At 71.3% G+C, this 22,954-nt stretch carries 25 protein-coding genes and 4 tRNA genes; 9 read left to right on the forward strand and 20 right to left on the reverse strand.

Going from position 1 to position 22,954, the window contains the following annotated elements; all coding sequences use genetic code 11:
- Nucleotides 1-98 precede the first annotated feature (98 nt).
- Entirely contained in the window at nt 99-1,364 is a 1,266-nt protein-coding gene (locus tag F8A92_RS03030; RefSeq protein ID WP_153503219.1) for a lipopolysaccharide biosynthesis protein, read from the forward strand.
- Here F8A92_RS03030 and F8A92_RS03035 read toward each other — a convergent pair.
- From F8A92_RS03035 to F8A92_RS03045, 3 genes are read right to left on the reverse strand one after another with little or no spacing between them, the layout of a single operon-like run.
- Entirely contained in the window at nt 1,331-2,527 is a 1,197-nt protein-coding gene (locus tag F8A92_RS03035; RefSeq protein ID WP_153503221.1) for a beta-ketoacyl-[acyl-carrier-protein] synthase family protein, read from the reverse strand. The two genes, F8A92_RS03030 and F8A92_RS03035, sit on opposite strands and share 34 nt — an antisense overlap.
- Complete coding sequence (locus F8A92_RS03040) at nt 2,524-2,769, reverse strand: acyl carrier protein (RefSeq protein WP_153503223.1); 246 nt, start codon at nt 2,767-2,769, stop codon at nt 2,524-2,526. The genes F8A92_RS03035 and F8A92_RS03040 overlap by 4 nt, the downstream gene beginning before the upstream one ends.
- Nucleotides 2,770-2,794: 25 nt before the next feature.
- Nucleotides 2,795-3,055, reverse strand: a complete 261-nt coding sequence (locus tag F8A92_RS03045) for a hypothetical protein (protein WP_153503225.1) — start codon at nt 3,053-3,055, stop codon at nt 2,795-2,797.
- Nucleotides 3,056-3,108: 53 nt separating this feature from the next.
- Here F8A92_RS03045 and F8A92_RS03050 point away from each other — a divergent pair.
- Nucleotides 3,109-3,181, forward strand: a tRNA-Arg gene (locus F8A92_RS03050).
- A 23-nt stretch (nt 3,182-3,204) separates the two neighbouring features.
- On the opposite strand, the gene F8A92_RS03055 is transcribed toward F8A92_RS03050, so the two are convergent.
- A complete protein-coding gene (locus tag F8A92_RS03055; RefSeq protein WP_228389150.1) occupies nt 3,205-4,053 on the reverse strand; it encodes a DMT family transporter in 849 nt (282 codons plus the stop codon).
- A gap of 247 nt (nt 4,054-4,300) precedes the next feature.
- On the opposite strand from F8A92_RS03055, the gene F8A92_RS03060 reads away from it, so the two are divergent.
- Complete coding sequence (locus F8A92_RS03060) at nt 4,301-4,576, forward strand: GlsB/YeaQ/YmgE family stress response membrane protein (protein WP_153503227.1); 276 nt, start codon at nt 4,301-4,303, stop codon at nt 4,574-4,576.
- Between the two features lie 388 nt (nt 4,577-4,964).
- Here the strand turns inward: F8A92_RS03060 and F8A92_RS03065 are convergent, their stop codons facing one another.
- Both F8A92_RS03065 and F8A92_RS03070 read right to left on the reverse strand, forming a co-directional pair.
- The gene (locus tag F8A92_RS03065; protein WP_153503229.1) at nt 4,965-5,927 is read right to left on the reverse strand and encodes a hypothetical protein; all 963 of its coding nucleotides are present in this window, start codon (nt 5,925-5,927) and stop codon (nt 4,965-4,967) included.
- 122 nt (nt 5,928-6,049) lie between these two features.
- Nucleotides 6,050-7,690, reverse strand: a complete 1,641-nt coding sequence (locus F8A92_RS03070) for a helicase HerA-like domain-containing protein (RefSeq protein WP_153503231.1) — start codon at nt 7,688-7,690, stop codon at nt 6,050-6,052.
- A gap of 141 nt (nt 7,691-7,831) precedes the next feature.
- Between F8A92_RS03070 and orn the strand changes: the two genes are divergently transcribed.
- The 3 genes from orn (at nt 7,832) to F8A92_RS03085 (ending at nt 9,218) form a co-directional block, all read left to right on the forward strand.
- Nucleotides 7,832-8,464, forward strand: coding sequence for an oligoribonuclease (gene orn, locus F8A92_RS03075; protein WP_153503233.1), 633 nt, complete (start codon nt 7,832-7,834; stop codon nt 8,462-8,464).
- A gap of 79 nt (nt 8,465-8,543) precedes the next feature.
- Nucleotides 8,544-8,616 (forward strand) — tRNA-His (locus tag F8A92_RS03080).
- An 80-nt stretch (nt 8,617-8,696) separates the two neighbouring features.
- Complete coding sequence (locus F8A92_RS03085) at nt 8,697-9,218, forward strand: O-acetyl-ADP-ribose deacetylase (protein ID WP_153503235.1); 522 nt, start codon at nt 8,697-8,699, stop codon at nt 9,216-9,218.
- A gap of 16 nt (nt 9,219-9,234) precedes the next feature.
- On the opposite strand, the gene F8A92_RS03090 is transcribed toward F8A92_RS03085, so the two are convergent.
- The 3 genes from F8A92_RS03090 to F8A92_RS03100 all read right to left on the reverse strand — a co-directional run bounded on the left by F8A92_RS03090 (nt 9,235) and on the right by F8A92_RS03100 (nt 11,556).
- Nucleotides 9,235-10,458 carry a L,D-transpeptidase gene (locus F8A92_RS03090; protein WP_228389151.1) on the reverse strand — a complete coding sequence of 408 codons (1,224 nt, stop codon included), beginning with the start codon at nt 10,456-10,458 and terminating at the stop codon, nt 9,235-9,237.
- A 206-nt stretch (nt 10,459-10,664) separates the two neighbouring features.
- Nucleotides 10,665-11,279, reverse strand: coding sequence for a hypothetical protein (locus F8A92_RS03095; RefSeq protein WP_228389152.1), 615 nt, complete (start codon nt 11,277-11,279; stop codon nt 10,665-10,667).
- A 204-nt stretch (nt 11,280-11,483) separates the two neighbouring features.
- A tRNA-Lys gene (locus tag F8A92_RS03100) sits at nt 11,484-11,556 on the reverse strand.
- A gap of 163 nt (nt 11,557-11,719) precedes the next feature.
- On the opposite strand from F8A92_RS03100, the gene F8A92_RS03105 reads away from it, so the two are divergent.
- Nucleotides 11,720-13,252 (forward strand): carboxyl transferase domain-containing protein, encoded by a 1,533-nt coding sequence (locus tag F8A92_RS03105; RefSeq protein ID WP_153503237.1) that lies wholly within the window; start codon nt 11,720-11,722, stop codon nt 13,250-13,252.
- 10 nt (nt 13,253-13,262) lie between these two features.
- Here F8A92_RS03105 and F8A92_RS03110 read toward each other — a convergent pair whose 3' ends face one another.
- The 3 genes from F8A92_RS03110 to F8A92_RS03120 form a co-directional block, all read right to left on the reverse strand.
- Nucleotides 13,263-13,556: a metal-sensitive transcriptional regulator gene (locus F8A92_RS03110; protein WP_153503239.1), complete on the reverse strand. Its 294-nt coding sequence runs from the start codon at nt 13,554-13,556 to the stop codon at nt 13,263-13,265.
- A gap of 103 nt (nt 13,557-13,659) precedes the next feature.
- Nucleotides 13,660-13,947 carry a DUF3618 domain-containing protein gene (locus tag F8A92_RS03115; RefSeq protein ID WP_153503241.1) on the reverse strand — a complete coding sequence of 96 codons (288 nt, stop codon included), beginning with the start codon at nt 13,945-13,947 and terminating at the stop codon, nt 13,660-13,662.
- A 91-nt stretch (nt 13,948-14,038) separates the two neighbouring features.
- Nucleotides 14,039-15,280: a Dyp-type peroxidase gene (locus F8A92_RS03120; protein ID WP_153503243.1), complete on the reverse strand. Its 1,242-nt coding sequence runs from the start codon at nt 15,278-15,280 to the stop codon at nt 14,039-14,041.
- A gap of 146 nt (nt 15,281-15,426) precedes the next feature.
- Here F8A92_RS03120 and bcp point away from each other — a divergent pair, with 146 nt between their 5' ends.
- Nucleotides 15,427-15,903 carry a thioredoxin-dependent thiol peroxidase gene (bcp, locus tag F8A92_RS03125; protein ID WP_153503245.1) on the forward strand — a complete coding sequence of 159 codons (477 nt, stop codon included), beginning with the start codon at nt 15,427-15,429 and terminating at the stop codon, nt 15,901-15,903.
- Nucleotides 15,904-15,959: 56 nt separating this feature from the next.
- Here bcp and F8A92_RS03130 read toward each other — a convergent pair.
- The 3 genes from F8A92_RS03130 to F8A92_RS03140 form a co-directional block, all read right to left on the reverse strand.
- Nucleotides 15,960-16,033: transfer RNA gene (locus tag F8A92_RS03130), tRNA-Leu, on the reverse strand.
- Nucleotides 16,034-16,072: 39 nt separating this feature from the next.
- On the reverse strand, nt 16,073-16,714 hold the full coding sequence (locus F8A92_RS03135) for a hypothetical protein (RefSeq protein ID WP_153503247.1): 642 nt from the start codon (nt 16,712-16,714) through the stop codon (nt 16,073-16,075).
- Between the two features lie 58 nt (nt 16,715-16,772).
- Nucleotides 16,773-18,188, reverse strand: coding sequence for an MFS transporter (locus tag F8A92_RS03140; RefSeq protein ID WP_153503249.1), 1,416 nt, complete (start codon nt 18,186-18,188; stop codon nt 16,773-16,775).
- 125 nt (nt 18,189-18,313) lie between these two features.
- Between F8A92_RS03140 and F8A92_RS03145 the strand changes: the two genes are divergently transcribed.
- Nucleotides 18,314-18,709: a DUF1622 domain-containing protein gene (locus F8A92_RS03145; RefSeq protein WP_153503251.1), complete on the forward strand. Its 396-nt coding sequence runs from the start codon at nt 18,314-18,316 to the stop codon at nt 18,707-18,709.
- Nucleotides 18,710-18,743: 34 nt separating this feature from the next.
- Here F8A92_RS03145 and rdgB read toward each other — a convergent pair whose 3' ends face one another.
- From rdgB to F8A92_RS03170, 5 genes are read right to left on the reverse strand one after another with little or no spacing between them, the layout of a single operon-like run.
- Complete coding sequence (gene rdgB / locus F8A92_RS03150) at nt 18,744-19,337, reverse strand: RdgB/HAM1 family non-canonical purine NTP pyrophosphatase (RefSeq protein WP_153503253.1); 594 nt, start codon at nt 19,335-19,337, stop codon at nt 18,744-18,746.
- Entirely contained in the window at nt 19,334-20,068 is a 735-nt protein-coding gene (rph, locus tag F8A92_RS03155) for a ribonuclease PH (protein WP_153503255.1), read from the reverse strand. Before rph ends, rdgB begins: the two co-directional genes overlap by 4 nt.
- The gene (locus F8A92_RS03160; RefSeq protein ID WP_228389153.1) at nt 20,065-21,489 is read right to left on the reverse strand and encodes an MFS transporter; all 1,425 of its coding nucleotides are present in this window, start codon (nt 21,487-21,489) and stop codon (nt 20,065-20,067) included. The genes rph and F8A92_RS03160 overlap by 4 nt, the downstream gene beginning before the upstream one ends.
- Complete coding sequence (gene murI, locus F8A92_RS03165; RefSeq protein ID WP_153503257.1) at nt 21,482-22,291, reverse strand: glutamate racemase; 810 nt, start codon at nt 22,289-22,291, stop codon at nt 21,482-21,484. The genes F8A92_RS03160 and murI overlap by 8 nt, the downstream gene beginning before the upstream one ends.
- Nucleotides 22,292-22,294: 3 nt before the next feature.
- Complete coding sequence (locus F8A92_RS03170; RefSeq protein WP_153503260.1) at nt 22,295-22,954, reverse strand: rhomboid family intramembrane serine protease; 660 nt, start codon at nt 22,952-22,954, stop codon at nt 22,295-22,297.

Raw genomic sequence — 22,954 nt, forward strand, 5'->3', positions numbered from 1 at the left:
GGCGGGGCGGGGACGAGCCCGTACGCTGAGAGCCGACGCGCAGGAGCCCTCCGCGCCCGCCGCCACACGAACCCTCCCTCGGAGCAAGCGACCCCTTGATGAGTCCCCGCGCCCCCTCCGCCGCCACCTGGCGTGCGCTCGTGCCGGTCGCGACGATCATCAGCAACGTACTGTCCTACGTGCTGTTCCTCGCGGCGGCGCGGCTGCTGGATCGGGCCACGTACGGCGAGACGCTGTCGCTGCTCAACCTCGTGGTGATCGCGACCATCCCGAGCTTCGCGATGCAGACCGTGGTCGCGCGGCGCGCGGCCACCGACAGCGTCGGGCCGCGGCTGCTGCGGGTGTCGGCCGCCATCGGCGTGGGCGGGGCCGCCGTCATCGTGCTGGGCGCTCCCCTGGCGGTCGAGTTCCTGCATCTGCCCGGCTACCTGGGCGTCCTCGGCGGCGCCCTGTGCGTCCCTCCGCTGGTGATGCTGGGCGTCGCCCAGGGCGTCGCGCAGGGCCGCCGGCAGTGGCGGGCGTTGTGCAGCGCGGTGCTGCTGATGGGCCTCGGACGGGTCGCCGGCGGCGTCGTGGGGCTGATCGTCTCGCCGACGTCGTCCGCGGCGCTGCTGGGCAGCGCGGCCGGCCTGGTGATCGCGGCCGCCATGACCGTGCGCCCGGCGCTGCGCTCGCTGCACGCCTCGCCGGTCGACCAGGGGCAGACGGTCCGCGGGCTGCTGTGGGAGACGGCGCACGCCGCGCACGCCCACGGCGTGTTCCTGGTGCTCTCCAGCCTCGACCTGACGATCGCGCGCAACCTGCTGACCGCTGACCAGGCCGGCTGGTACGCCGCCGGGAACGTGGTCTTCCGGGCGGCGCTGTGGCTGCCGCAACCGGTCGCCACGCTGCTGTTCCCGGCGCTGTCGGACCACCTGCGGCACCGCATCGCCGCCCGTCACGGGCTGCTCGCGGTAGGCGGTCTGGTCGCGGGAACCATCGGTGGCTGCGCAGTCTTCGGAGGGCTGATCGCCACGATCGTCGGCGGGAGCAAGTTCCCCGACCTCGGGCCGGCCCTCTGGCTCTTCGCGGTGGCCGGCGGGGCGCTCGCGCTCACCCAGTTCTGCATCTACGCCGGGCTCGCCGTGCTGCGCCGCGGCCGGCTGGCGCTCGTGTGGGCGTGCATCGCGGCGGAGGTGGTGGCGGCGTACGTGCTGGACCTGACCACCACACCGCACCGGTTGATCGTCACGGTCTCGGTGATCGTCGCCAGCACCGCGGTCGTCGGGATGGCGATCACGCTGACGACCCGGCCGGCTCCTCGTGAGCCCGGCCGGGCCGCCGTCGTCGGTCAGATCGGGCCGAGGACGATCGAGCCGTTGTGACCGCCGAAGGCGAAGCTGTTGCTCAGCGCCGGGGCGGGCTCCCAGTCACGCCACTCGAGCACGATGTCGGCCTCGATCTTCGGGTCCACCTCGGTGGTGCCCATCGTCGGCGGGATCTTCTTGTGCAGGTACGACAGGGCGAGCGCCACCCCCTCGATGGCACCGGCCGCGCCGAGCGAGTGACCGGTGACGCCCTTGATCGACGTCATGGCGGGACCGGGCGCGGTACCGAACATGCGCGCGACCGCGGCGCTCTCCGCGGCGTCGTTCAGCGGCGTGGAGGTGCCGTGCGCGTTCACCTGGGTAATCGCCGACGGGTCCACCCCGGCGTCCTCGAGCGCCAGGCGCATGCAGTTGAACGCGCCGTCGCCGCCGGGGTCCGGGGCCGTGATGTGGTGCGCGTCCGCGGTGGACCCGCTGCCGAGCACCTCGGCGTAGATCGTGGCGTCGCGCGCCTTCGCGGCCTCGTACTCCTCGAGGACGAGGATGCCGGCAGCCTCAGCGCTGCAGAAGCCGTCGCGCGCGACGTCGAACGGCCGCGAGATGCCGGTCGGGCTGGTCGCCTTCATGTTGTTGAAGCCGCCGCGCATCACGCCGGTCTGGCAGGACTCCGACCCGCCGGCCAGGACGACGTCACAGCGTCCGGAGGCGACGAGCTTCGCACCCGCGGCGATCGAGTGGGTGCCGGAGGCGCACGCGGTCGCGATCGTCTCGACCGGTCCCCGCAGGCCGAGGCGCATCGAGACCGCGGCGGCGCCGGCGTTCGGCATCACCATCGGCACCGTCAGCGGCGAGACGCCCTTCTCGCCCTTGGTGGTGAGGACCTGGGCGTTGTTCTCCCAGGCGTACGCGCCGCCGATGCCGGTACCCATCACGACGCCGCGGCGCCACTCGTCGTACCGCGCCAACCCTTCGTCGCCGAACGCGTGCTCGATCGCCATCTTGCCGGCTGCGTAGGCCAGCTGGGCGAACCGATCCAGGCGGCGGGCCTCGGCGTACTTCAGTCCGTAGGCCTGCGGATCGAAGTCGTCGATGGTGCGCTCGACCGCCGGCTCGGCGGGCTTGCCCAGGCCCTCCCAGAAGGCCTCCACGCCCGTGCCGCACGGTGCGAGCACCCCGAGCCCGGTGATGACGACGCGGCGTCCGTCGCGTGACTCCATCATGCCGACTGCCCCGCCTTGCTCAGCACGAGCTTCTCGAGGTCGCCGTACGTCGAGACCTCCGCGAGCTCCTCGTCGCTGATGTCGATGTTGTAGCGCCCCTCCAGCTCGATCGACATCTCGATCGCGGTCAGCGAGTCGACGCCGAGGTCCTCGGTCAGCAGCGCGTACTCGGTCAGCTTCTCGGGGTCGAGCTGCAGATACTCCCCGACGTCCGTGCGGACCTGGTCTGCGGTGATGCTCATCGGCTGCTCCTTGGGCTCGGATGGGTCAGTTGTCGGCCGAACCAGGCGAGGTCCGTGCGCGGCGCGCGGCGGACTTGCGCTGGGACATCTTCTCGTCACGCTGCCGCTTGGCCGCGCCCAGGGTCTCCCCCCGCACCGCGGCGACGAAGAAGATCAGCACGCCGAGGATCGGCACGACGGTCCACAGCAGCCAGCCGGGCTCACCGGTGATCAACGCGATCACGGCGAGGACGACCAGCAGCGCGACCAGACCGGCGGCCGCGGCGAACGCTGCATTACGTGACATGACCTCATCCTAGTGGTGGCCCCTACAATGATCCGGCGGCGCCAGCGCCGTACGCGCCCGTAGCTCAGCGGATAGAGCAACCGCCTTCTAAGCGGCAGGTCGCAGGTTCGATCCCTGCCGGGCGCGCGGTACCGGAGCGGCGCCGCGGGTCAGCCGGCCACCACGAGGACGACGCCGCCCGCGGCGAGCGCGAGGCCGACCAGCTGGGCGCGCACGGTGCGCTCGCCGAGCGTGGCCGCCGCGAGCAGCACGGTGATCGCCGGGTAGAGCGAGGTGAGCACGGAGGCGACGACCAGCAGCCCGCTCCGGCTCGCGACGAGAAAGCTCGCCACGGCGAGCGCGCCCAGCACGCCGGCGCCGACCGCCGCCACGATCGAGCGGCCCGCCGGCCGCCCGCTCCCCCGCCGGCGCAGGATCAACGATGTCGCGACCGCGATGACCGCCAGGGCCGAGAGCTGTGCCCAGGCCGCGGGCCATAGCCCCGCGTCGTCCGGCGCGCGATCGAGCGCCACGAAGCTGATCGCGAACCCTACGCCGGCCAGCAGCCCGTCGACGGCTCCGTCGGCCAGCCGGGCGGTCGCTCCGGGCTGCGCCGGGGTCGCGGAGATGAGCCAGATCGCCGGCAGGATCAGCACGACGCCGATCAGCACGAGCCACGACGGACGTTCGCCGAGAGCGAGCCCGACGACGACCGGCACCAGGGCCGCGGTCGCCGCCGACAGGGGCGCGACGACGTTCATCTGGCCCGCACCCAGCCCCCGGTACAGCAGGACCGTGCCGGTGCTGGTGCCCAGTCCCGCGACCAGGCCCCACATCACCGCGCCACCCCCGGAGGATCCGCCGGCGAGCCCGACGACGACCCAGGTGGACGCGGTCATGGTCAGCTGCACGACGAGCGCGATCCGCGCGTAGTGCACGGCCCGGCTCGCCACTCCGGACAGGAAGTCACTGATGCCGTACGCGACGGCGGCGAGCAGGCTCAGCAGGACGGTGATCACGATGAGCCATTATCGCGCGGCCGGCCACGAGGGATCGCGGGGCGTAGCACAGCGAATCGGTCCCAGGTATGCGAAATTACCGTGATGTAACGATCTGCCGAATCTTTGGTCATCGGTCGAAATGACGCCCACCGCGCGAAGCGATGTCTCTAGCCTCGGGGTAACGGAGAGTCAAGCACACCGGCTCCACCGGGAAGCGTTCGTCCGATCGGGCGTGCGTTTTCACCGAACCCAAAAGGAGAACACAATGCTTGGGACCATCATCGGCATCATCATCGTCGGCCTCATCGCCGGTTTCATCGCGCGCGCCCTGGTGCCCGGCGATGACTCGATGAGCATCGGCGCCACGCTGCTGCTCGGGATCGTCGGCTCGTTCATCGGCGGCTTCCTCGGCTACCTGATCTTCCACAAGGACGCCGACGAGGGCTTCCTGCAGCCCTCGAGCTGGATCGGCTCGATCATCGGCGCGATCATCGCGCTGCTGATCTGGCGCGCGGTGAAGGGTCGCCGCGCGGTCCGATAGCCACCGGTCACCGACGAGGGCCCGGCACCGTGAGGTGCCGGGCCCTCGTGCTGTCCGGCGAGTGCCGGGCCTTCGTACCGTCCGGCGAGTGGAAGTCAGCCCGCTCGCGAGACCCGCTCACCCGACGCCCCCGCTTGGGGAGCGACGTACCCCACGGTCGTCGAGCGAGGGCGAGGAACGAGCCCGACGTCGAGACGCCGCAAGCCGACAGCCGACAGCCGACAGCCGGCCGCACCATGCCGCCGCGCCCGGCAGCTCACCACGTCTCGACGTCGCTACGCCTACCGGCTCCGCTCGCTCGACGACCGTGCAGCACCGCCGCACCACTCGGGACCGTGATAGCCCTCGGTCAGGCGGGGCCGCTACTTGCCGTTCGGAACACCGTCGCCTACTTGCCGTTCGGCAGACCGCCGACCATCTCGCGCAGCGCCTGCCGCTGCAGCGCCGTACGCCGCGCCGCGGGGCTCAGCCCCGGGCTCGGCTGTGCCGGCTCGACCAGCGCGCTCGGATCGGGCAGCACGACCGCGGCGACCTGGATCTTCAGGTGGGTAGCCGTGCTCACCGACACCCAGAGGGCGTCGACGGCGTCCAGCGGCACCGTGGCGGACGCCGTCGCGGCGAACGCGATCGGCTGCCCGTTGGCGGTCGCCTCCTTGGGCAGCACGGTGTAGGAGCAGACGGTGACGTCACCGGGCAGGTCGGCGCTCGCGTGCACCGACACGGCGCCGCTGTAGTCGGCGGCGCCGACGGTGAACCCGCAGCAGGCCGCGGCCGGTTGCGCGAACTTCTCGCTGTTGATCAGCGGCCGCAGGCTCACCGGCACCCGGGTGCCGGGCGCGACGCGCCCACTGTCGTCGAAGGATCCCACCGGGAACGCCGCGCGCTGGTCGGCGCTCATCGCGGCGCTGTCGAAGACGGTCGCCGAGGCCGGCGGGATGGGGACGAGCAGGTTCGACATGGCGGAGGTGTGCACCTGGACCGGGATCGCCTGGCCCAGCCCGAGGTCTGCGCCCAGCAGCAGGGCACCACCGGCCGCGCCGATGGCGCCCGCCGGCAGATTGCGGACGTCGGGCAACTGGGGGCGGTCGGCGCTGGGAACGGGGCCGCCGAGCTGCAGCTGCGGGGAGATCAGGTCGACCTCGCCACCGGCCGGACCCGACTTGGATCGCGTGTTCTCGATGCGCAGGCTCGGCGCGCTTCCGTCGCTCTGCAGCGCGGTCTGCGCGTCACCGGCGGTGTTCTTCGCGCCGGTGCGCATCGTGTCGCCGGCCTTCGCCTCCGCGGTCCCGCTCAGCGCCGGCAGCGCCACGGCCCCCGCACCCAGGCCGACGGCGGTCGCGAGACGCCGCACGGCTCGACGGCGGTCTATCGGCTGATCGTCGACAGGCTCGTCACGGGGGGCAGTCACGACCGTGCTCTCCAATGCTGGTCCGCGGTCCAAACGGCCAGTCTAGGACCGCCCCAGCCGGGTCGCTACCGGCGACGGCGAGCCGTGCCGAAGATGTTACGTGCCACGGCCGCCGCCGCGGTCCGCATGAACTGCTTGACGGCACCGTTGTCGAGGAACTGCTCGAGCGCGGTCTTCTCGGGCTTCGTCGAGCGCCGGCGCGCCGGCGGCGAGGCTCCCTCGTCCGCGCGGCGCGGGCGCTCCTGGTCGCCGCGGCGCGGGGCTTCCTCGGCCGCTCCTTGGGTGCGCGTGGCCAGCCGCTCGTACGCCGAGTCCCGGTCCACCTCCGCGCCGTACTCGGCCATCAGCGGCGAGGCGGCCACCAGCTGCGCGAAAAGGTCGGGCGCGCACGGCGACATCGATGAGCGGGGCGCGGGAAGGCGGGTCCACGCCACCGGGGTGGGTGCGCCCCGCTCGCTCATCACGGTCACCACTGCCTCCCCGATGCCGAGCTGGGTGAGCGCCTGCTCGAGGTCGTAGTCGGCGGTCCGGGGGTAGGTCTTCACGGTCTTGGCCAGGGCCGCGGCGTCGTCGGGCGTGAAGGCCCGCAGGGCGTGCTGCACGCGGTTGCCGAGCTGCGCCAGCACGTCGTCCGGCACGTCGGTGGGCTGCTGGGTCACGAAGAACACGCCGACACCCTTGCTGCGGATGAGCCGTACCGTCTGGGTGACCTGCTGCAGGAACGCCTTGGAGGCGCCGGTGAACAGCAGGTGCGCCTCGTCGAAGAAGAAGACGAGCTTGGGCTTGTCGGCGTCCCCGATCTCGGGCAGGTCGTGGTAGAGGTCGGCCAGCAACCACATCAGGAACGTCGAGAACAGCTCGGGGCGGTCCTGCACCTTCACGAGCTCGACGAGGTTGACGACGCCCTGCGTGCCGCGGGTCTGCAGCAGGTCGTGCGTGTCGAACTCGGGCTCGCCGAAGAACGCGCCCGCGCCACTGGTCTCCAGCGCGGAGATCTCGCGCAGGATCACCCCGGCGGTGGCCTTGGACACGCCGCCGATCCCCTCGAGCTGGCTCTTTCCCTCGGCGCTGGTCAGATAGGCGATCACCGATCGCAGGTCCTTCAGGTCCAGCAGCGGCAGCCCGTTGGCATCGGCCCAGGCGAACATCAGCTGCAGCGAGGACTCCTGCGTGTCGTTGAGCCCCAGCACCTTCGACAGCAGCAGCGGCCCGAAGCTGGTCACCGTGGCGCGCAGCGGCGTCCCCTGCGTCTTGTCGCCGCCCAGGGAGAAGAACTCGACCGGGTAGCCGGTGGACGTCCACTGGTCGCGCACTTGTGCGCTGCGCGCCGCGATCTTGTCGTTGACCGTGCCGGGCTGCGCCATGCCCGACAGGTCGGACTTGATGTCGGCGGCGAACACCGGGACGCCGGCGTCGCTGAGCTGCTCGGCGATCAGCTGCAGGGTGCGGGTCTTGCCGGTGCCGGTCGCGCCGGCGATCAGCCCATGCCGGTTCATCATGGACAGCGGGATGCGCACCTGCGCGTCGCCGTACACCTCGCCGTCGAGGACGACCGCGCCGAGCCGCAACGCCGCCCCGTCGGTCGCGTAGCCGGCGGCGATCGTGCCGGCCTCGGCCGCCTTCGGTCCGGCGGCCGGCTGCTGACCCGGTGCGGGCTGCGGGTCCGGTGCGGCGCTCTTCTCGGACGGCGGAACTGGCTCGCTCATGCGGATCCCCTCGGCTCAAGGACGGCACCGCCGTACGGCGCCGCGCCAACGCCTGCCACCCTATCGGCCCCCTGGCGTGCGCGGCCCGTGCTCGGCGTCCCTCCCGGGGCGGGCCGGAGCGCTCCCCCTAGGCTGAGCAGCATGACCGACTCCACCAATCCCGACCTGCTGGTGTGGATCGATTGCGAGATGACCGGCCTCCGGCTGGACACCGACGCCCTCATCGAGGTCGCCGCGATCGTCACCGACGGCGAGCTGAACGTGCTCGATGAGGGCATCGACATCGTCATCCACGCGCCCGAGGAGAAGCTCGCGGACATGGTCCCGGTGGTCGTCGCGATGCACGAGGCGAGCGGCCTCACCGACGAGGTACGCCGGTCGGCCGTCACGCTCGAGCAGGCCGAGCAGCAGGTCCTCGACTACCTCGGGCGGCACATCACGACGCCGGGCACCGTGCCGCTCTGCGGCAACTCGATCGCGGTCGATCGCGGGTTCATCGCGCGGGACATGCCGCGCGTCGATGCGCTGCTGCACTACCGGATGATCGATGTCTCGTCGATCAAGGAGCTCACCCGCCGGTGGTACCCGCGGGTCTACTTCAACAAGCCGGACAAGGGCCTCGCCCACCGCGCGCTCGCCGACATCCTCGAGTCGGTCACCGAGCTGCGGTACTACCGCGCCGCGGTGTTCGTCCCCGAGCCGGGACCGGGCAGCGACGACGCGAAGGCCATCGCGGCGTCGGTCGAGCACGCCGCCATCCCGCCGCGGGACTGAGTCAGGCGCCGACACCGACCCGCGGTCGCGGACACCGACGCGGTCCGTTATGCTTGGTCGTCGCCGTTGGCGGCGGATGGTGGGTATAGCTCAGCTGGTAGAGCGCTGCGTTGTGGTCGCAGATGTCGCGGGTTCGAGTCCCGTTACTCACCCAGATGCATCGCCCCGGACCGTTCGGTCCGGGGCGATGCTCTTTTCGAGGAGATCGCCTTCACGGGCCTAGCCTGGACACATGACCGCACGCATCGACGCCGTCCGCGGCGACATCACCCAGTCCGACTGCGACGCGATCGTCAACGCCGCCAATTCCGGTCTGATGGGCGGGGGCGGGGTCGACGGCGCCATTCACCGCGCGGCCGGCCCCGAGCTGCTGCAGCATTGCCGGGACCTGAAGGCGCACTATCCCTGCGGCTTCCCGGTCGGGGCGGCCGCCGCGATTCCGGGATGTGCCCTGAAGGCACGCTGGGTCATCCAGACCGTCGGCCCGAACCGGCATCGCGGGGAGACCGACCCGGCCGACCTCGCGGCCTGCTTCGCCAACTCGTTGGACGAGGCGGTCCGCGTCGGCGCCCGCAGCGTCGCCTTCCCGGCGATCAGCGCGGGGGTCTTTGGGTGGGACGGCGACGAGGTCGCCCGGATCGCGGTGGACGCGGTGCGGCGTTCGCCCGTCCTCGGCCGGCTCGACCTCGTGCAGTTCGTGCTGTTCTCCGACGAGCTGCTGGCGAAGTTCCAGCGGGCGCTCTCGACCCGGTAGCAGCCGCCTCACGCGGCTACTTGAGCGCGCTGCCCTGCTGCCAGGTCGCCCAGTCGATGGTCCAGTCGTAGATGTCGCCGTCCGCCTGGGTCAGCGGCACCGGCGTTCCGGTGATCTCGACCGGGTCGCCGATCTGCGACCACTGCAGGAACCACTTCGCGTCGTCCGGGCTCGCGTTCAGGCACCCGTGGCTGACGTTGCGTACCCCCTGGTCGGCGAGCGACCACGGCGCGGCATGCACGAACTCCCCGTTGTTCGAGATGCGGGTGGCCCACGCGACCTCGGTCTGATAGCCGCCGGCGTCGAGGGCGAGGCCGTAGGTCGTCGAGTCCATCGTCATCTTCTGCTGCTTGTCGATGACGACGTGGATGCCGCTGTGCGTGTAGCGGCCGACCTCCTCCTTGCCTGCCGCGACGGGGATCGACTTGACCAGCTGCCCGTTCTCGAAGCAGTACAGCTGGTGCTCCGCGGTGTTGCAGCGGGAGACGTGCGCCGCGCCGACCTTGAACTTGATCGAGCGGTCGGTCTTGCCCCAAGCACCCTTTCCGGCGTCCACGCCGAAGATCTTGACGTCGACCTGCACCGTGCTGCCCGCCTGCCAGTAGCCCTGCGGACGCCAGTGCACCTCCTTGTCGCCGAACCAGCACCACGAGCCGGTCTGCGCCGGCGTGGCGGTGACCTTCAGGTGCTCCTCGATCGCCTTGCGATCGCTGACCGCGTGGTCGAAGTACACCCGGATGGGCATCGCCACGCCGACGGTGGTGCCGTCCAGGGGTCCGATGCCGGGGTAGATCCGTGCCGTGGGCGCGACCGTGCTGAACTTCGAGGTCACCTGCGTGGCCGAGTTGTCCGCGTTCGTGGCGGTCGCGAGCACCGTGTACTTGGCGTCGTAGGCCAGCGGCTCGCTCGCCGTCCACGTCGCGGTCGCCGGGTCGATCTTGCCCTCGATCTTCGCGCCGTCCGCGGTGGAGACGGTGACGACGTCCAGCGTGCCGCCGGCCGCCGTCACGGTCAGCGGCACGGTCGGCGGCTGGTCCGCCGCGCCGTCGGGAACCGACACCGAGATGGTGGCGTCGGGCAGCTTGGGCTTGGTGGGCGTGGGCGAGGTCGACGCGCTCGGCCTGCCGGAGCCGCCGGCCGCGCCGGTGGTGCAGGCCGCCAGCGCGACGGCCGATCCCAGGCCCAATCCGGCGAGCAGCGATCTACGGGTCATCGGGCGCGCGGTCCACGGCGTGCTCATCTGGTGCTTTCGACTCGCTCTCGATACGGCTTCACGGTGCCACTCCACTGTCGCACCGAGAGCGTCAAGGTGCGGTACGCCGGGCCGTGGGGCGCACACATCGAGGCTCAGCCGTAACAACGGCGAAAGCGGGCTTCGGCGGCCGAAGCGGGGAATGTTTCCCGCTCTGACCGCCGAAGCCCGCTTCCGGGTGATCCGGCGAGCGCCTACCGCAGGATTCCGTCGCCCACCTTGTGGCCCCACCACTTGCCGAGGCCCCAGGTGTCGCCGGCCAGCGTCAGCGCGAGGACGATGAGGCCGGCCGCCTCGATCCAGTGCGAGTCGACGAGCGGGTTCGTGAAGCCTTCACCGGCGCGCCCGATCGGGAACTCGGCCAGGTACATCATCGCCAGCAGGACGGTGCCCGAGATCGCCGCGATCTTCATGCCCACGCCGAGCAGGACGGCGACACCGATGCCGAGCAGGCCGGCCATGAACAGCCAGTCGGCGATCGAGCCGGCAAAGCCGCCGAAGAAGCCGCCGAAGGGGCCGTTGACGACGGTCGGGTTCTTGGTCAGGAAGCCGGTCGTCGGCGACCCGCCGTCCAGCCAGCCGGCGCCCGACGGCGTCGCGTAGCCGAGCCCGAACAGCTTGTCGATGAAGGGCCACAGGAACGTGGCGCCGAGGATGAGTCGCAGGGCCGCCAAGCCCTTGCGCGCGGCGGGGCTGCGGACGACGTCCACCTGGTAGGTGACGGGTGCGGCGGCGGTGACGATGGGGTGATCGGTGTGTGTGACCGTTGGCGAACCGCTGTTACGTGCGGCGTGCCGAATGCCAGCCATGGTGACCCCTCCTTGGGGGCGGTGGCCGGCACCGGTTGCGCCGGCCCTCACCTCGATATTCCCACCACAACTAACACCCACCAAACAATTCGGCCATCTCATTATGTGAGATACGAGACAGTGAGGTGGACGCGAAAGCGGGGTCCGTCGGCCGCGGCGGGAAAACTTCCCCGCTCTAACCGTCGAACCCCGCTTATCGTGCGGTGCGCCGCCAGGGACTCGAACCCCGAACCCGCTGATTAAGAGTCAGCTGCTCTGCCAGTTGAGCTAGCGGCGCGCGCTCATTCTCATGAGCAACAGCGACAAACGATACCAGGCACCCCATACCTGCGAAAGCGCGGGTGGCGGCCGAGGAGTGTGACGCCTGTTGCATCGTGCGGCGTGCGCGCCCGCCGCCGGGGGCGGTGCTCGGCCGCGTCGGCATGAGACAGGATGGAGGCATGACCGCGCCGGAACAGAGCCTGCCCCGTCCCCCTCGCCTGAGCGCCCGCGAGCTCATCGAGCTCACGCTGGACGACGGGTCGTTCGTCTCCTGGGACGTCCCGCTGCGCTATCCGCAGGACGCCGCGCCGGGGGCGTCGGAGGAGTACGTCGAGCAGCTCATCGCGGCCGCCGCCAAGGCCGGCACCGACGAGTCGGTCATCACCGGCGAGGGGCTGCTGTCGGGACGCCGGATCGCGATCATCGCCAGCGAATTCCGGTTCCTGGCCGGCTCGATCGGCAAGAACGCCGCCGACCGGATCGTCGCCGCGGTAAACCGGGCAACCGCGCAGGGCCTGCCGCTGGTCGCCGCGCCCAGCTCGGGCGGCACCCGGATGCAGGAGGGCACCCCGGCGTTCCTGCAGATGATCGACATCTCGAAGGCGGTCACGGCGCACAAGGCCGCCGGGCTGTCCTACCTCGTGTACCTGCGCAACCCCACGACCGGCGGAGTCATGGCGTCGTGGGGATCGCTGGGCCAGGTCACCGCGGCTGAGCCGAAGGCGATGCTGGGCTTCCTCGGGCCGCGGGTGTTCGAGGCCATCTACGACAAGAAGTTCCCGGACGGCGTGCAGGTCGCCGAGAACCTCTACAAGCGCGGCATCATCGACGCGGTGGCGACACCGGAGCAGATCGGCCGGCTGCTCGACAAGGTCCTGCGCATCACCTCGCCGGCCGACGGCCCGGTGGAGGTGCCGCGCCCCGAGCTCACCACCCAGGACGCCGCGGACCTGCCCGACACCGACGTCTGGGCCAGCGTGCTCGCCTCGCGGCGCCTGGAGCGGCCGGGAGTGCGCGACCTGCTGCGCATCGCGGCCGCGGACGTCGTGCCCCTCAACGGCACGGGGCAGGGCGAGCGCGACCCCGGCCTGCTGCTCGCGCTCGCCCGGTTCGGCTCGTACGCGTGCATCGTCCTCGGCCAGGACCGGCGGATGCAGACCCAAAACCACCAGCTCGGCCCCGAGGGCCTGCGCGTCGCGCGACGTGGGATGAACCTGGCGACCGAGCTCGGGCTGCCGCTGGTCACCGTCATCGACACTCCCGGCGCGGCCCTGTCGGCCGAGGCCGAGAACGGTGGCCTGGCCGGGGAGATCGCCCGGTGCCTCGCGGACCTGTCGACGGTGCGGACGCCGACCGTCGCGATCATGCTCGGGCAGGGCACCGGCGGGGCGGCGCTTGCGCTGCTGCCCAGCGATCGGGTCATCGCCGCCCAGAACTCGTGGCTGTCGCCGCTGCCGCCGGAGGGGGCGAGCGCGATCATCCATCGAACGGTCGACCGCGCCGACGAGATGGCCCGCTCGCAGCGGATCTCCTGCAAGCAGATGCTCGCCGCCGGCGCGATCCACACCGTCGTGCTGGAGAACCCGGACGCCGCCGACGAGCCGGTCGCGTTCTGCAACCGGCTCTCGCAAGCCCTGCAGGCGGAGCTGTCGAGCCTGACGCGACGTCCGCTGCAGGCGCTGCTCACCGCCCGCGGTGTGCCCTGGGCCTAGTCGAACGGCCCTACGACTTGACCAGTCGCGCGATGGCCGCGCTCGCCTCGGCGATCTTGTCGTCCGCCGTGGCTCCGCCCTCGGCGACGGCATGCCGCACGCAGTGGCCGAGGTGCTCGTCGAGCAGGTTCAGCGCGACAGACTGGAGCGCCTTCGTGGCGGCCGACACCTGGGTGAGGACGTCGATGCAGTAGGTGTCCTCTTCGACCATGCGGGCGATCCCACGCACCTGCCCCTCGATGCGGCGCAGCCGCTTGAGCACGGCGTCCTTGTCGTCGCTGTAGCCGGGTGTCGTGTGCTCCATGCGCTCGATGGTACCCGGGAGGGGTATGCCGGGCCAGCCCTCGCCGCAGACACGACGACCGCGCATCGGCGGGGCCGGTGCGCGGTCGTGGATGGCGGCGGGGCTACTCGTCGAGCAGGTTGTAGCGGTACAGCAGCTCGAGGTTGCGCTCACGCTTGTTCTTCTTGGCCAGGGAGATGCGACGTCCCACCAGGTAGACGACGAGCGCGCCGGCGCCGGCGATGACGGCCTTGCCCTTGGGGCTCTCGAAGAAGTTCTGGACCTGCGACTTGCCGTTGTCGATGAGCCGCTTCGGGTGCGCGCGCTCGACGATCTGGTCGAGGGTGCCTGCTAGTGCGTCGCGGGTGCGATCGATGTCGCGCTGGATCTCGGCGGGCGTGCGCTCGGCCACGGGGTTCTCCTCCGACTCGTGAACAGGTCTGCCGCGATGCTATCGCTCACGGCCTCGCGATGTGCGCTCAACGAGCACCGCGCGCAGCGCCTCAGCCGGACTCGATCATCGACTGGCCGACGTAGCCGCCCTGGGCGGGGCCGGGGAACGCGAAGAAGAAGCCGCCGCCGTTGGTGATCACGAACTGCTCGAGCGGCTCGCCCTTCAGCCGGGCCTGCGCCTCGAGGAAGGCCGACATGGTCCGCTGGTAGCTCAGGAACAACAGGCCCTGATCGAGCGTGCCGCTCGCGTCGATGCCGCGGCTGTAGCTCATCGAGCGGCGTAGCATGAGCCGGGCCTTGCCGTCGCGCGGGTTGGCCAGGCGGATGTGGGAGGTGAGCGGCACCTTCGCCCCGGCGGGGTCCTTCGGGTAGACGGGGACGTCGGTCTCCTTGGTCCCGTCCAGCGGTGCCCCGGACACCTTCGCGCGCCCGAACACCTTCTCCTGGTGATCGAGCGTCTCGGCGTCCCACGCCTCGACCTGCATGCGCAGGGTGCGCGCGACGAGGTAGCTGCCGCCGGCGCACCACGTCGGCTCGCCGTCATCGGCTCCGGCGCTCCAGACGACGTCCGCCATGAGGTCGTCGACGGTCGGGTCGGGGTTGGCGGTGCCGTCCTTGAACCCCATGAGGTTGCGGGTCGACGTACGGTCGGGCGCCTTGGTGGTGTCCGGCCGGAGGAACACGTCGAGCAGCCAGCGGATCCGCGCGCCGGAGCCGGTGGCCCGCACGAGGCGGCGGACGGCGTGCGTCACGACGTCCCGGTGCGGGCCCTGCAGGATCAGCAGCAGGTCGCCGTGGGTGCGTTGCGGGTCGAGCTCGTCACGGGCGAGGCCGTCCGGCATCGTGACGAGGCCGGCCGGTTTGACCGAGGCGAGGCCGAACCTGTCGTCGAACAGCGACGCCCCGGCGGCCACGGTTCCGCTGACGAGGAGGTCCTCGTGGCCGGTGAGAATCCCGTTGTCCTCGGGCGTGGCCAGCTTGTCGGACGGCGTCGGCGACGTCGTCGCGGTCAGGTCGCGGATGGTGCCGGAGATCGTCTGCAGGACGCCGGTGAGGCCGTCGCGGCCGGACGCCGTGACGTCCAGCGCGACGGCGGCCGCGTACTCGGCCGGCCCCGGAAGGATGCCCATCTGGTGGGCGCCGAAGAAGCTCTGAGGCTGCTGGCCCGCGCCGTTCCCCGCGGCTGCCGGCCGGTCGTCGCGGTCGCAGCCGGCCAGGGCGACGCCGGCGGCCGCGGTCCCGGTTGCTGCCGCGGCCAGGAACCCGCGCCTGCTCAGACTCACCCGTGCCACTACCTCTCCTCGGCTCCGAGAAGGATAGTCCGCGATGACCGCGCCCTGGTTCCCGAACGCACGGACCTCGGCGCCAACGAGGACGCCGGTCGGACGGCGGCCGCGGTTAGCATCGACGCGATGGCATCCCCGCACGAGGAGGAACGATGAGCGAGAAGGTCATTCTCGAAGCCGGCGACACCGCTCCCGGGTTCACCCTGGCCGACGACACGGGCCAGCAGGTGTCCTTGTCGGATTTCACCGGCTCACAGGTCATCCTGTACTTCTACCCCGCCGCGATGACGCCCGGCTGCACGAAGCAGGCCTGCGACTTCACGTCGTCCTACGACGAGCTCAAGGGGGCCGGGTTCCGGGTCATCGGCATCTCACCGGACAAGCCGGAGAAGCTGGCCAAGTTCCGCGAGAAGGAGCAGCTGACCATCACGTTGCTCAGCGATCCGGACAAGGCGGTCGCGACCGCGTACGGCGCGTTCGGCGAGAAGAAGATGTACGGCAAGACGACGGAGGGCATCATCCGCTCGACGTTCGTCATCGATGCCTACGGCAAGATCGCCCAGGCGCAGTACAACGTCAAGGCGACCGGGCACGTCGAACGGCTGGTCAAGAGCCTCGAGCTCGCCTAGCAACCGCCCGGCCGATCGCTCGCCGTGGACGGCCGCCCCTCTGCCGGAGCGCCTCGTAGGGCCGGAGAGACTCGAACTCTCACTGGCACGGACCTAAACCGTGTGCCTCTGCCAATTGGGCTACGGCCCCACCGCCGCACCGACGCGGCTGGTCAATCGTACGCGGCGGCTAGTACTTCCTCGCCAGGACGCCGATCGAACCGATCAGCACGGGAATGAACGACAGCCCGAAGACCCAGACGCCCAGCGCCATCTCATGGGTCGCGCCGAGCGCGAGGTATCCGACGATGGTGCCCAGAGTGGCCAGGATGCCCAGGATCGCGCTGATCAGCGCGAGGACGCCGAGCCCGCGACCCGGGTCGCGAGCCGTCAGCGTCCCGATGGCGGCGACGAGCGATCCGACGCAGGCGACGAGCGCGACGACGAACGCGACGAGCATGAGCGCGCCGTAGAACCGGCCGTTGTCCATGTTGATCGTCATCTGGTCCAGACCGTTCCACGGATCGCCGTCCGCGAAGCCGTAGCCGCCGCCCGGCGTATCGACCGGCACGAGCTCGTAGTTCCAGGGCAGGAAGACGCCCACCACGCACGCGATCGTCCCCAGGAGCATGAGCACCGGACCCGCCGGCCGCGTGCGGCGACGGGCCGCTGCTGCTGGGCTCCACCCGGGTGGCCGGCCGCCCGGCCCCCACGGGGCAGGCTGCTGGGCCGGCCCCCACGGAGCCGGCTGGTTGGTGGGATTCCACGTCGGCGGCCGCGGCGCGGAGGTCGGGGGGCCGGCGAGATCGGGGCTCTGGTGCGGATCGGTCATGGGTCGCCTTTCGGTACGGATCACGAACTGCTCGACCGAGCCCGGCGTCCGACCCGGCCTAGGCGGGCCCCGACAGGGGCGATCGCCTGCGGTCCAGGGAGCGATCGAGGGCAACGGCCACCGCTACGACCACGCCGACGCCCGTCAGGATCCATCCGACCAGATGCAATCCGGCATCGGTCGGCCGGGCGCCGAACGCAAGAGCGATGATCCCCGAGCCGATGATGGCGCCGAGGTACTGGGCCGTGCGCGACAGGCCCGAAGCCATGCCGATCTGGTCGGCCGGCGCCTGCACGTAGATGGCCATCTGGTTGGCCAGCATCGACAGGCCCGCGGACGGCGCGTGGGCCAGGCACATCAACGCGAAGAGCCAGACCGCCGAACGCGAGTCCACGCCGACCATGAGCAACGAACCGGCGATCATGCCCGCCGCCCCGATGACCAGCGGGGTGCGGACGGCCGTGAACCGCGAGCCGATCGTCGACAGGAACGCCCCGACACCGAAGATCAGCAGCATGAGCAGCCCGACCTGTATCGGCGACAGGCCGCGTGCCTCCTCGAACCACTGCGACAGGCCGAACATGGCGCCGTACAGCACCACGAAGCTGGCGACGATCCGCCCGTAGGTGATCAGCAGGGCGCGGTTCCCGGCGAGCATCCGGACGTCGACGAACGGATGCTCGCGGCGGCGTTCGTAGTACACGAGGGCGATGATGACCACCACGGCGACGCCGAGGATCCACCACCGCGGGCTGCGCAGCTGCATCAGGAAGAACAGCAGCGCGACGATCGTCACCCCGAACAACGCGATGCCGCCGGCGTCGAGGTCGGCGCGCTCCCCCGGCGCACGCGGGTCGTCCGGCGGGGCGAAACGAAGCACCAGCACGAGGCACAGCAGCGCGAGCGGAAGGTTGACGATGAAGATCCACTGCCAGCCGACGGTCTGCACCAGCAGCCCGGCGAGCAGCGGGCCGATCGTCAGAGTGGTCAGCGACGCGGTGGAGAGCCAGCCGAGCACCCGGTTCGGCGGGGGCAGCCCGAGCGAGTCGGCGCGGCGGCGGACCATCGCCATGGCCGCCGGGTAGACCGCGCCCGTGCCGGAGCCGATGAGCGCGCGCAGGGCGACCAGCCCCCACAGGGTGTGCACGAAGATCCCCGCGACACCCGCCACCGCAACGATGACGCTGCCGGTGACGAACACCTTCCGGGGTCCGATCCGATCGGCGATCCGGCCGGCCACAGGCTGGCTGATCGCGCTCGTCAGGTACAGCACCGAGATCAGCCATACGGTCTGGTCCGCGCCCGCATGCAGCCGCTCTCCGATGGTGGCGAGCGCGGTGGCGACCATCGTCGAGTTGATCGGGTTCAACGCCGCACCGATGCACAGCGGCGCGACGAAGCGCCAGCCGAAGGCGGTCCGCTCCCCGGCCCGCTCCTCGACGGCGCCGGGCCGGCTCGATCGCTGCGACTGCATCGTCCCAGTTGATCAGACGCTCCGTTAGCTGTGCAAAGCACCTGCCCGACGCGACGATTCGAGAAGCCTGCCGCTGGGTACCGGACCGGTGGGCATCGGACGGCCCACCGACCGAAGGAGGATGTATGACGTTCCAGGAAGCCATGGAGGTCGTCGGCAAGACCGTCGACGCGGCGGGTGTGGTCGCGATCGTGCTCGGCGTGCTCGCCGCCACCCTCATCGCGGCGGCGGCCTTGCTGCGCCGGTCGGACACGGACGTCTATCACCGTTACCGGAGGCTGCTGGGCCGCTCGATCCTGCTCGGCCTGGAGCTGCTCGTCGCGGCCGACATCATCCGCACCGTGGCCGTCACTCCGACCTTCCGCTCGGTGGGCGTCCTGGCCGTGATCGTCATCATCCGGACGTTCCTGAGCTTCTCGCTGGAACTGGAGATCACCGGGCGGTGGCCCTGGCAGAAGGAGCCGGACGATCGGGACGGGGCCGCGGTCAGCCGCTCGACCACCGGCGCGTCTGCCGCCTGACGCCCGGTGCCGAGGCGGCGCGGGCGACGGTCGGCTACAGGTACGGCGCGATGCGCCGGGCGAGCTCCCGCATCGCCTGGCCGCGGTGGCTGATCGCGTCCTTCTCCGCCGGCGGCAGCTCGGCCGCCGTGACGCTCTTCCCGTCCGGCTGGAACAGCGGGTCGTACCCGAACCCGCCGGAGCCGGACGGCTCGCGACGCAGCCGGCCGGTCATCTCGCCGTGCGCGACGACCTCGCGTCCGTCGGTGCCGACGTACGCCGCCGCGCACGTGAAGTGCGCGGTGAGCCGCTCGTCGGGAACGTCCTGCAGCTGGGCCAGCAGCAGGGCGTTGTTCGCCGCGTCGTCGCCGTGCCGGCCGCACCACCGGGCCGAGAAGATGCCGGGCATGCCGTTCAGCGCGTCCACGCAGATGCCGGAGTCGTCGGCGATCGCCGCGATCCCGGTGTGCCGCACCGCTTCACGCGCCTTCAGCAGCGCGTTGTCCGCGAACGTCGCACCGTCCTCGGGGACCTCGTCGTACGCCGGGACGTCGTCCAGGCCGACGACCTCGACGTCCGCGCCCGCCATGATGCGCCGTAGCTCGGCGAGCTTCTTGGCGTTGCGGGAGGCCAGCAGGATCCGGCTCATGCGTCGAGGGCGGCGCGCTGCATGCGGGTGAGGTCGGCGCAGCCGGCCAGGGCCAGATCGAGCAGCGCGTCGAGCTCGGCGCGGGAGAACGGGGCGCCCTCGGCCGTGCCCTGCACCTCCACCAGCGCGCCGTCCCCGGTCGCGACGACGTTCATGTCGGTCTCGGCGCGCACGTCCTCCTCGTAGTGCAGGTCCAGCCGCGGCTCGCCGTCGATGATGCCGACCGAGACGGCCGCGACCGATCCGGTCAGGGCATCGGCCTTCGCCAGGGAACCGCGGCCGCGCAACCACTCGATCGCGTCGGCGAGCGCCACGTACGCGCCGGTGATCGCCGCGGTCCGGGTCCCGCCGTCCGCCTGCAGGACGTCGCAGTCGATGTCGATGGTGTTCTCGCCCAGCGCCGCGAGGTCGACACAGGCCCGCAGCGAGCGACCGATCAGCCGCGAGATCTCGTGCGTGCGGCCACCGATGCGCCCCTTGACCGACTCCCGCGCGGAGCGGTCGTGGGTCGCGCGCGGCAGCATCGCGTACTCGGCCGTCACCCAGCCGAGCCCGGAGCCCTTGCGCCACCGGGGCACGCCCTCGGTCACGCTCGCCGCGACCAGCACCCGGGTGCGGCCGAACTCGACCAGCACGGAGCCCTCGGCGTGGTCGAGCCAGTTCCGGGTCATCCGGACCTCGCGGAGCTGCTGCGCGGTGCGGCCGTCGCTGCGTACCTGGGTGTCTGTCATATCTGCCAATCCGGGTCGGGGTCGTCTGCCTGGGGGCTCGAGGGTACCGGGGTCTGCCGCCGGCCCCGCTCGCGCTCCCGCGCCTGCCGGGCGCGGTACCGGGCCCAGTCGCGGCGGATCGCCGAGCGCAGCGGCGGCACGATGACGTCCTCCTGGGCGAGCAGGCGGCGGGTGCGGTGCCGGTTGCGCAGGATCATCACGATGCCGAGTGCCCACATCACGTACTGGAAGGCGAACGCCCACTTGAACGCGGTGAGCGAGTAGCTCCCGCGGGCGGTGGACAACGCGTCGAGCACCAGGCCCATCGCGAACATCGTCGTCAGGGCGGCGGCGAACCCGCCGACGTTCACGATGCCGGTGGCGGTGCCGAGCCTGCTCGACGGGTTGAACGTCCGCGCGAAGTCGAACCCGACCATCGATCCCGGTCCCCCGAGCGAGATCAGCACCATGAGGACCGCGAGCACCCAGGGCGGGGCGGTACCCGGCCACGCGATCACGACGGTCCAGCCGGCGGCCGCGGCGACCGCGCAGGCCAGCACGATGGTCGACCGGCGCAGCGGGTGCCGGGCCACGAACCGCCCCATGAGCGGTGCGGCGAGGATCGCCACGAGCACGCTGATCGTGAGCATCGCGGAGGCCGTTCCGTGGCTGTAGCCGAGCCCGACCGTCATGAACGGGAAGCCCCACAGCATCGCGAACGTGGTCACGCTGAACGGGGTGACGAAGTGGCTCCAGAAGCCGAGCCGGGTGCCCGGGTGCCGCCAGGCGCTGGCGATCTGCCGCCCGACGTCGCTGGGACGCATCTCCTGCAGCTTGTGCGGCGCGCTCGGGCCCCCGCGGAAGAACGCGAAGGCGAGCACCCAGGCGAGGACGGCGGTCGCCGCGACGACGAGGAACGACGTCGTCCACGACGTGCTGCCGACGAGCAACGCGAACGGGATGGCGGAGATCAGCTGGCCGACCTGGCCCAGCAGGCCGGTGAGCTGGGTGATGTGCGGGACCATCCGGGGCGGGAAGACGTCGGCGACCTTGCGAAGCACGCAGGCGAAGATGAACGCGTCGCCGCCGCCGATGAGAATGCGCGCTATCAGCGCCGGGCTGACGGAGGTCGCCACCGACAGCAGCGCCTGGCCCACGGCCATCGTCAGGGTTCCGATGACGACCAGCCGCCGCGGTCCGTACCGGTCGACGAGGACGCCGACGGGGATCTGCATGCCGGCGTACACCAGCAGCTGCACGACCGCGAACATCGAGATGTCGGACGCCGAGGCGTGGAAGCGCTCGGCCGCGGGGATCGCGGCGACACCGAAGGAGGTGCGGTTGAAGACGGCCACGATGTAGGCGAACACGCCGGCGGCGTACAGCGTCCAGATCGCGCGCGTCGGGCGACCCACGGGCTCGGCGTGGCTCCGGCTAGGCACGCGCCGCTCCGACGCTGTCGATGAGCGGCCCGAGGAACCGCCGCGCGAGCTCCAGGAACTGGTCGGGATCGCCGGTGGCGAGGAAGCGCCGGTCGCCCTCGCCGTCCCGGTCGGCGTACAGGTCCTGGGCGAGCAGCACCCGGTACAGGTCCTTCGCGGTCTCCTCGGCCGAGTTGACCAGCGTCACCTGCTCCCCCATCACCACGCTGAGCGCGCCGGTGAGCATCGGGTAGTGCGTGCAGCCGAGCACCAGGGTGTCGATGCCGTCGTCCTGCAGGGGCTGCAGGTAGGCCTGGGCGAGACCCATGATCTGCCGGCCCTTGGTGATGCCGCGCTCGACGAAATCGACGAACCGCGGGCAGGCCGCGCTGCTCAGCCGCACCTGCGGCGCGGCGGCGAACGCGTCGTCGTAGGCCCGGCTCGCGATGGTCGCCGCGGTGCCGATGACGCCGATCCGCTGGTTCCGGGTTGCGGCGAGCGCGCGGCGGACGGCCGGCTGGATCACCTCCACCACGGGGACGTCGTACCGCTCGCGGGCATCGCGCAGGCTCGCGGCACTGGCGGTGTTGCACGCGATGACGAGCGCCTTCACGCCGTCGGCGACAAGGCGGTCGAGACACTCCAGGGCGTACTCGCGAATCTGCGCGATCGGGCGCGAGCCGTAGGGCACGTGCGCGGTGTCGCCGAGGTAGGTGATGGACTCCGAGGGCAGCTGATCGATGATCGCCCGGGCCACCGTGAGGCCGCCGGCGCCGGAGTCGAACACCCCGATCGGCGCGTTGCGGTCAGCGGGGGTGGGCACGAATTACAGGGTAGGGCGTGACCCAGCCAACGAGACCTCCGCGTCGGCCGGCTTCCTGCGCGCGCCCCGCGACAGCAGCCACGCCATGAGCAGACCCGCGAGGGCGCCGCCGAGGTGGCCCTGCCAGGAGATGCCGGCGCGACCGGGCAGCACGCCGAACAGGACGCTCCCGTACAACGCCAGGACGACGACGCTGATCACGATCTGCCGCGCGTTGCGGGTGAAGATGCCGCGGGCGAGCAGGTACGTCAGCAACCCGAACACCCATCCGCTGGCCCCGACGACGACCTGGGTGCCCGGCCCGAACGTCAGCGCCCACGCGAAGAGCCCGGAGATCAGGATGATCCCGATGCTGGCCAGCACGAACCGCTTCAGGCCGCCGAGGAGGGTGAGCCAGCCGAGGACGAAGAACGGGACGGCGTTGGACCACAGGTGCGCGAAGCCGTGGTGCAGGAACGGCGCGACCAGGATGCCGGGAAGCCCGTCGGCCTCCTGCGCGTGGATCCCCCACAGGTCGAGGTCGGCAGGTACGGCGGCGTCGATGGCCTCCAGCACCACCATCACCAGCAGCAGCCCGGCGACGATGATCGCCGCGGGCAGGGGGCGCGACAGCCGCTCGTCGAGCGAGCGCCGGGCGGGAAGGATGGGCGTTGCACTGCTCAT

It is taken from the genome of Cumulibacter manganitolerans, from assembly GCF_009602465.1.
Classification (GTDB): domain Bacteria; phylum Actinomycetota; class Actinomycetes; order Mycobacteriales; family Antricoccaceae; genus Cumulibacter; species Cumulibacter manganitolerans.

Excerpts from the sequence above, each read along its gene's own strand:
- F8A92_RS03030 (WP_153503219.1), top strand. The coding sequence starts at position 99 with ATGAGTCCCCGCGCCCCCTCCGCCGCCACCTGGCGTGCGCTCGTGCCG.
- F8A92_RS03035 (WP_153503221.1), bottom strand. The coding sequence starts at position 2,527 with ATGATGGAGTCACGCGACGGACGCCGCGTCGTCATCACCGGGCTCGGG.
- F8A92_RS03040 (WP_153503223.1), bottom strand. The coding sequence starts at position 2,769 with ATGAGCATCACCGCAGACCAGGTCCGCACGGACGTCGGGGAGTATCTG.
- F8A92_RS03045 (WP_153503225.1), bottom strand. The coding sequence starts at position 3,055 with ATGTCACGTAATGCAGCGTTCGCCGCGGCCGCCGGTCTGGTCGCGCTG.
- F8A92_RS03060 (WP_153503227.1), top strand. The coding sequence starts at position 4,301 with ATGCTTGGGACCATCATCGGCATCATCATCGTCGGCCTCATCGCCGGT.
- F8A92_RS03070 (WP_153503231.1), bottom strand. The coding sequence starts at position 7,690 with ATGAGCGAGCCAGTTCCGCCGTCCGAGAAGAGCGCCGCACCGGACCCG.
- orn (WP_153503233.1), top strand. The coding sequence starts at position 7,832 with ATGACCGACTCCACCAATCCCGACCTGCTGGTGTGGATCGATTGCGAG.
- F8A92_RS03085 (WP_153503235.1), top strand. The coding sequence starts at position 8,697 with ATGACCGCACGCATCGACGCCGTCCGCGGCGACATCACCCAGTCCGAC.
- F8A92_RS03090 (WP_228389151.1), bottom strand. The coding sequence starts at position 10,458 with ATGAGCACGCCGTGGACCGCGCGCCCGATGACCCGTAGATCGCTGCTC.
- F8A92_RS03095 (WP_228389152.1), bottom strand. The coding sequence starts at position 11,279 with ATGGCTGGCATTCGGCACGCCGCACGTAACAGCGGTTCGCCAACGGTC.
- F8A92_RS03105 (WP_153503237.1), top strand. The coding sequence starts at position 11,720 with ATGACCGCGCCGGAACAGAGCCTGCCCCGTCCCCCTCGCCTGAGCGCC.
- F8A92_RS03110 (WP_153503239.1), bottom strand. The coding sequence starts at position 13,556 with ATGGAGCACACGACACCCGGCTACAGCGACGACAAGGACGCCGTGCTC.
- bcp (WP_153503245.1), top strand. The coding sequence starts at position 15,427 with ATGAGCGAGAAGGTCATTCTCGAAGCCGGCGACACCGCTCCCGGGTTC.
- F8A92_RS03135 (WP_153503247.1), bottom strand. The coding sequence starts at position 16,714 with ATGACCGATCCGCACCAGAGCCCCGATCTCGCCGGCCCCCCGACCTCC.
- F8A92_RS03140 (WP_153503249.1), bottom strand. The coding sequence starts at position 18,188 with ATGCAGTCGCAGCGATCGAGCCGGCCCGGCGCCGTCGAGGAGCGGGCC.
- F8A92_RS03145 (WP_153503251.1), top strand. The coding sequence starts at position 18,314 with ATGACGTTCCAGGAAGCCATGGAGGTCGTCGGCAAGACCGTCGACGCG.
- rdgB (WP_153503253.1), bottom strand. The coding sequence starts at position 19,337 with ATGAGCCGGATCCTGCTGGCCTCCCGCAACGCCAAGAAGCTCGCCGAG.
- rph (WP_153503255.1), bottom strand. The coding sequence starts at position 20,068 with ATGACAGACACCCAGGTACGCAGCGACGGCCGCACCGCGCAGCAGCTC.
- F8A92_RS03170 (WP_153503260.1), bottom strand. The coding sequence starts at position 22,954 with ATGAGCAGTGCAACGCCCATCCTTCCCGCCCGGCGCTCGCTCGACGAG.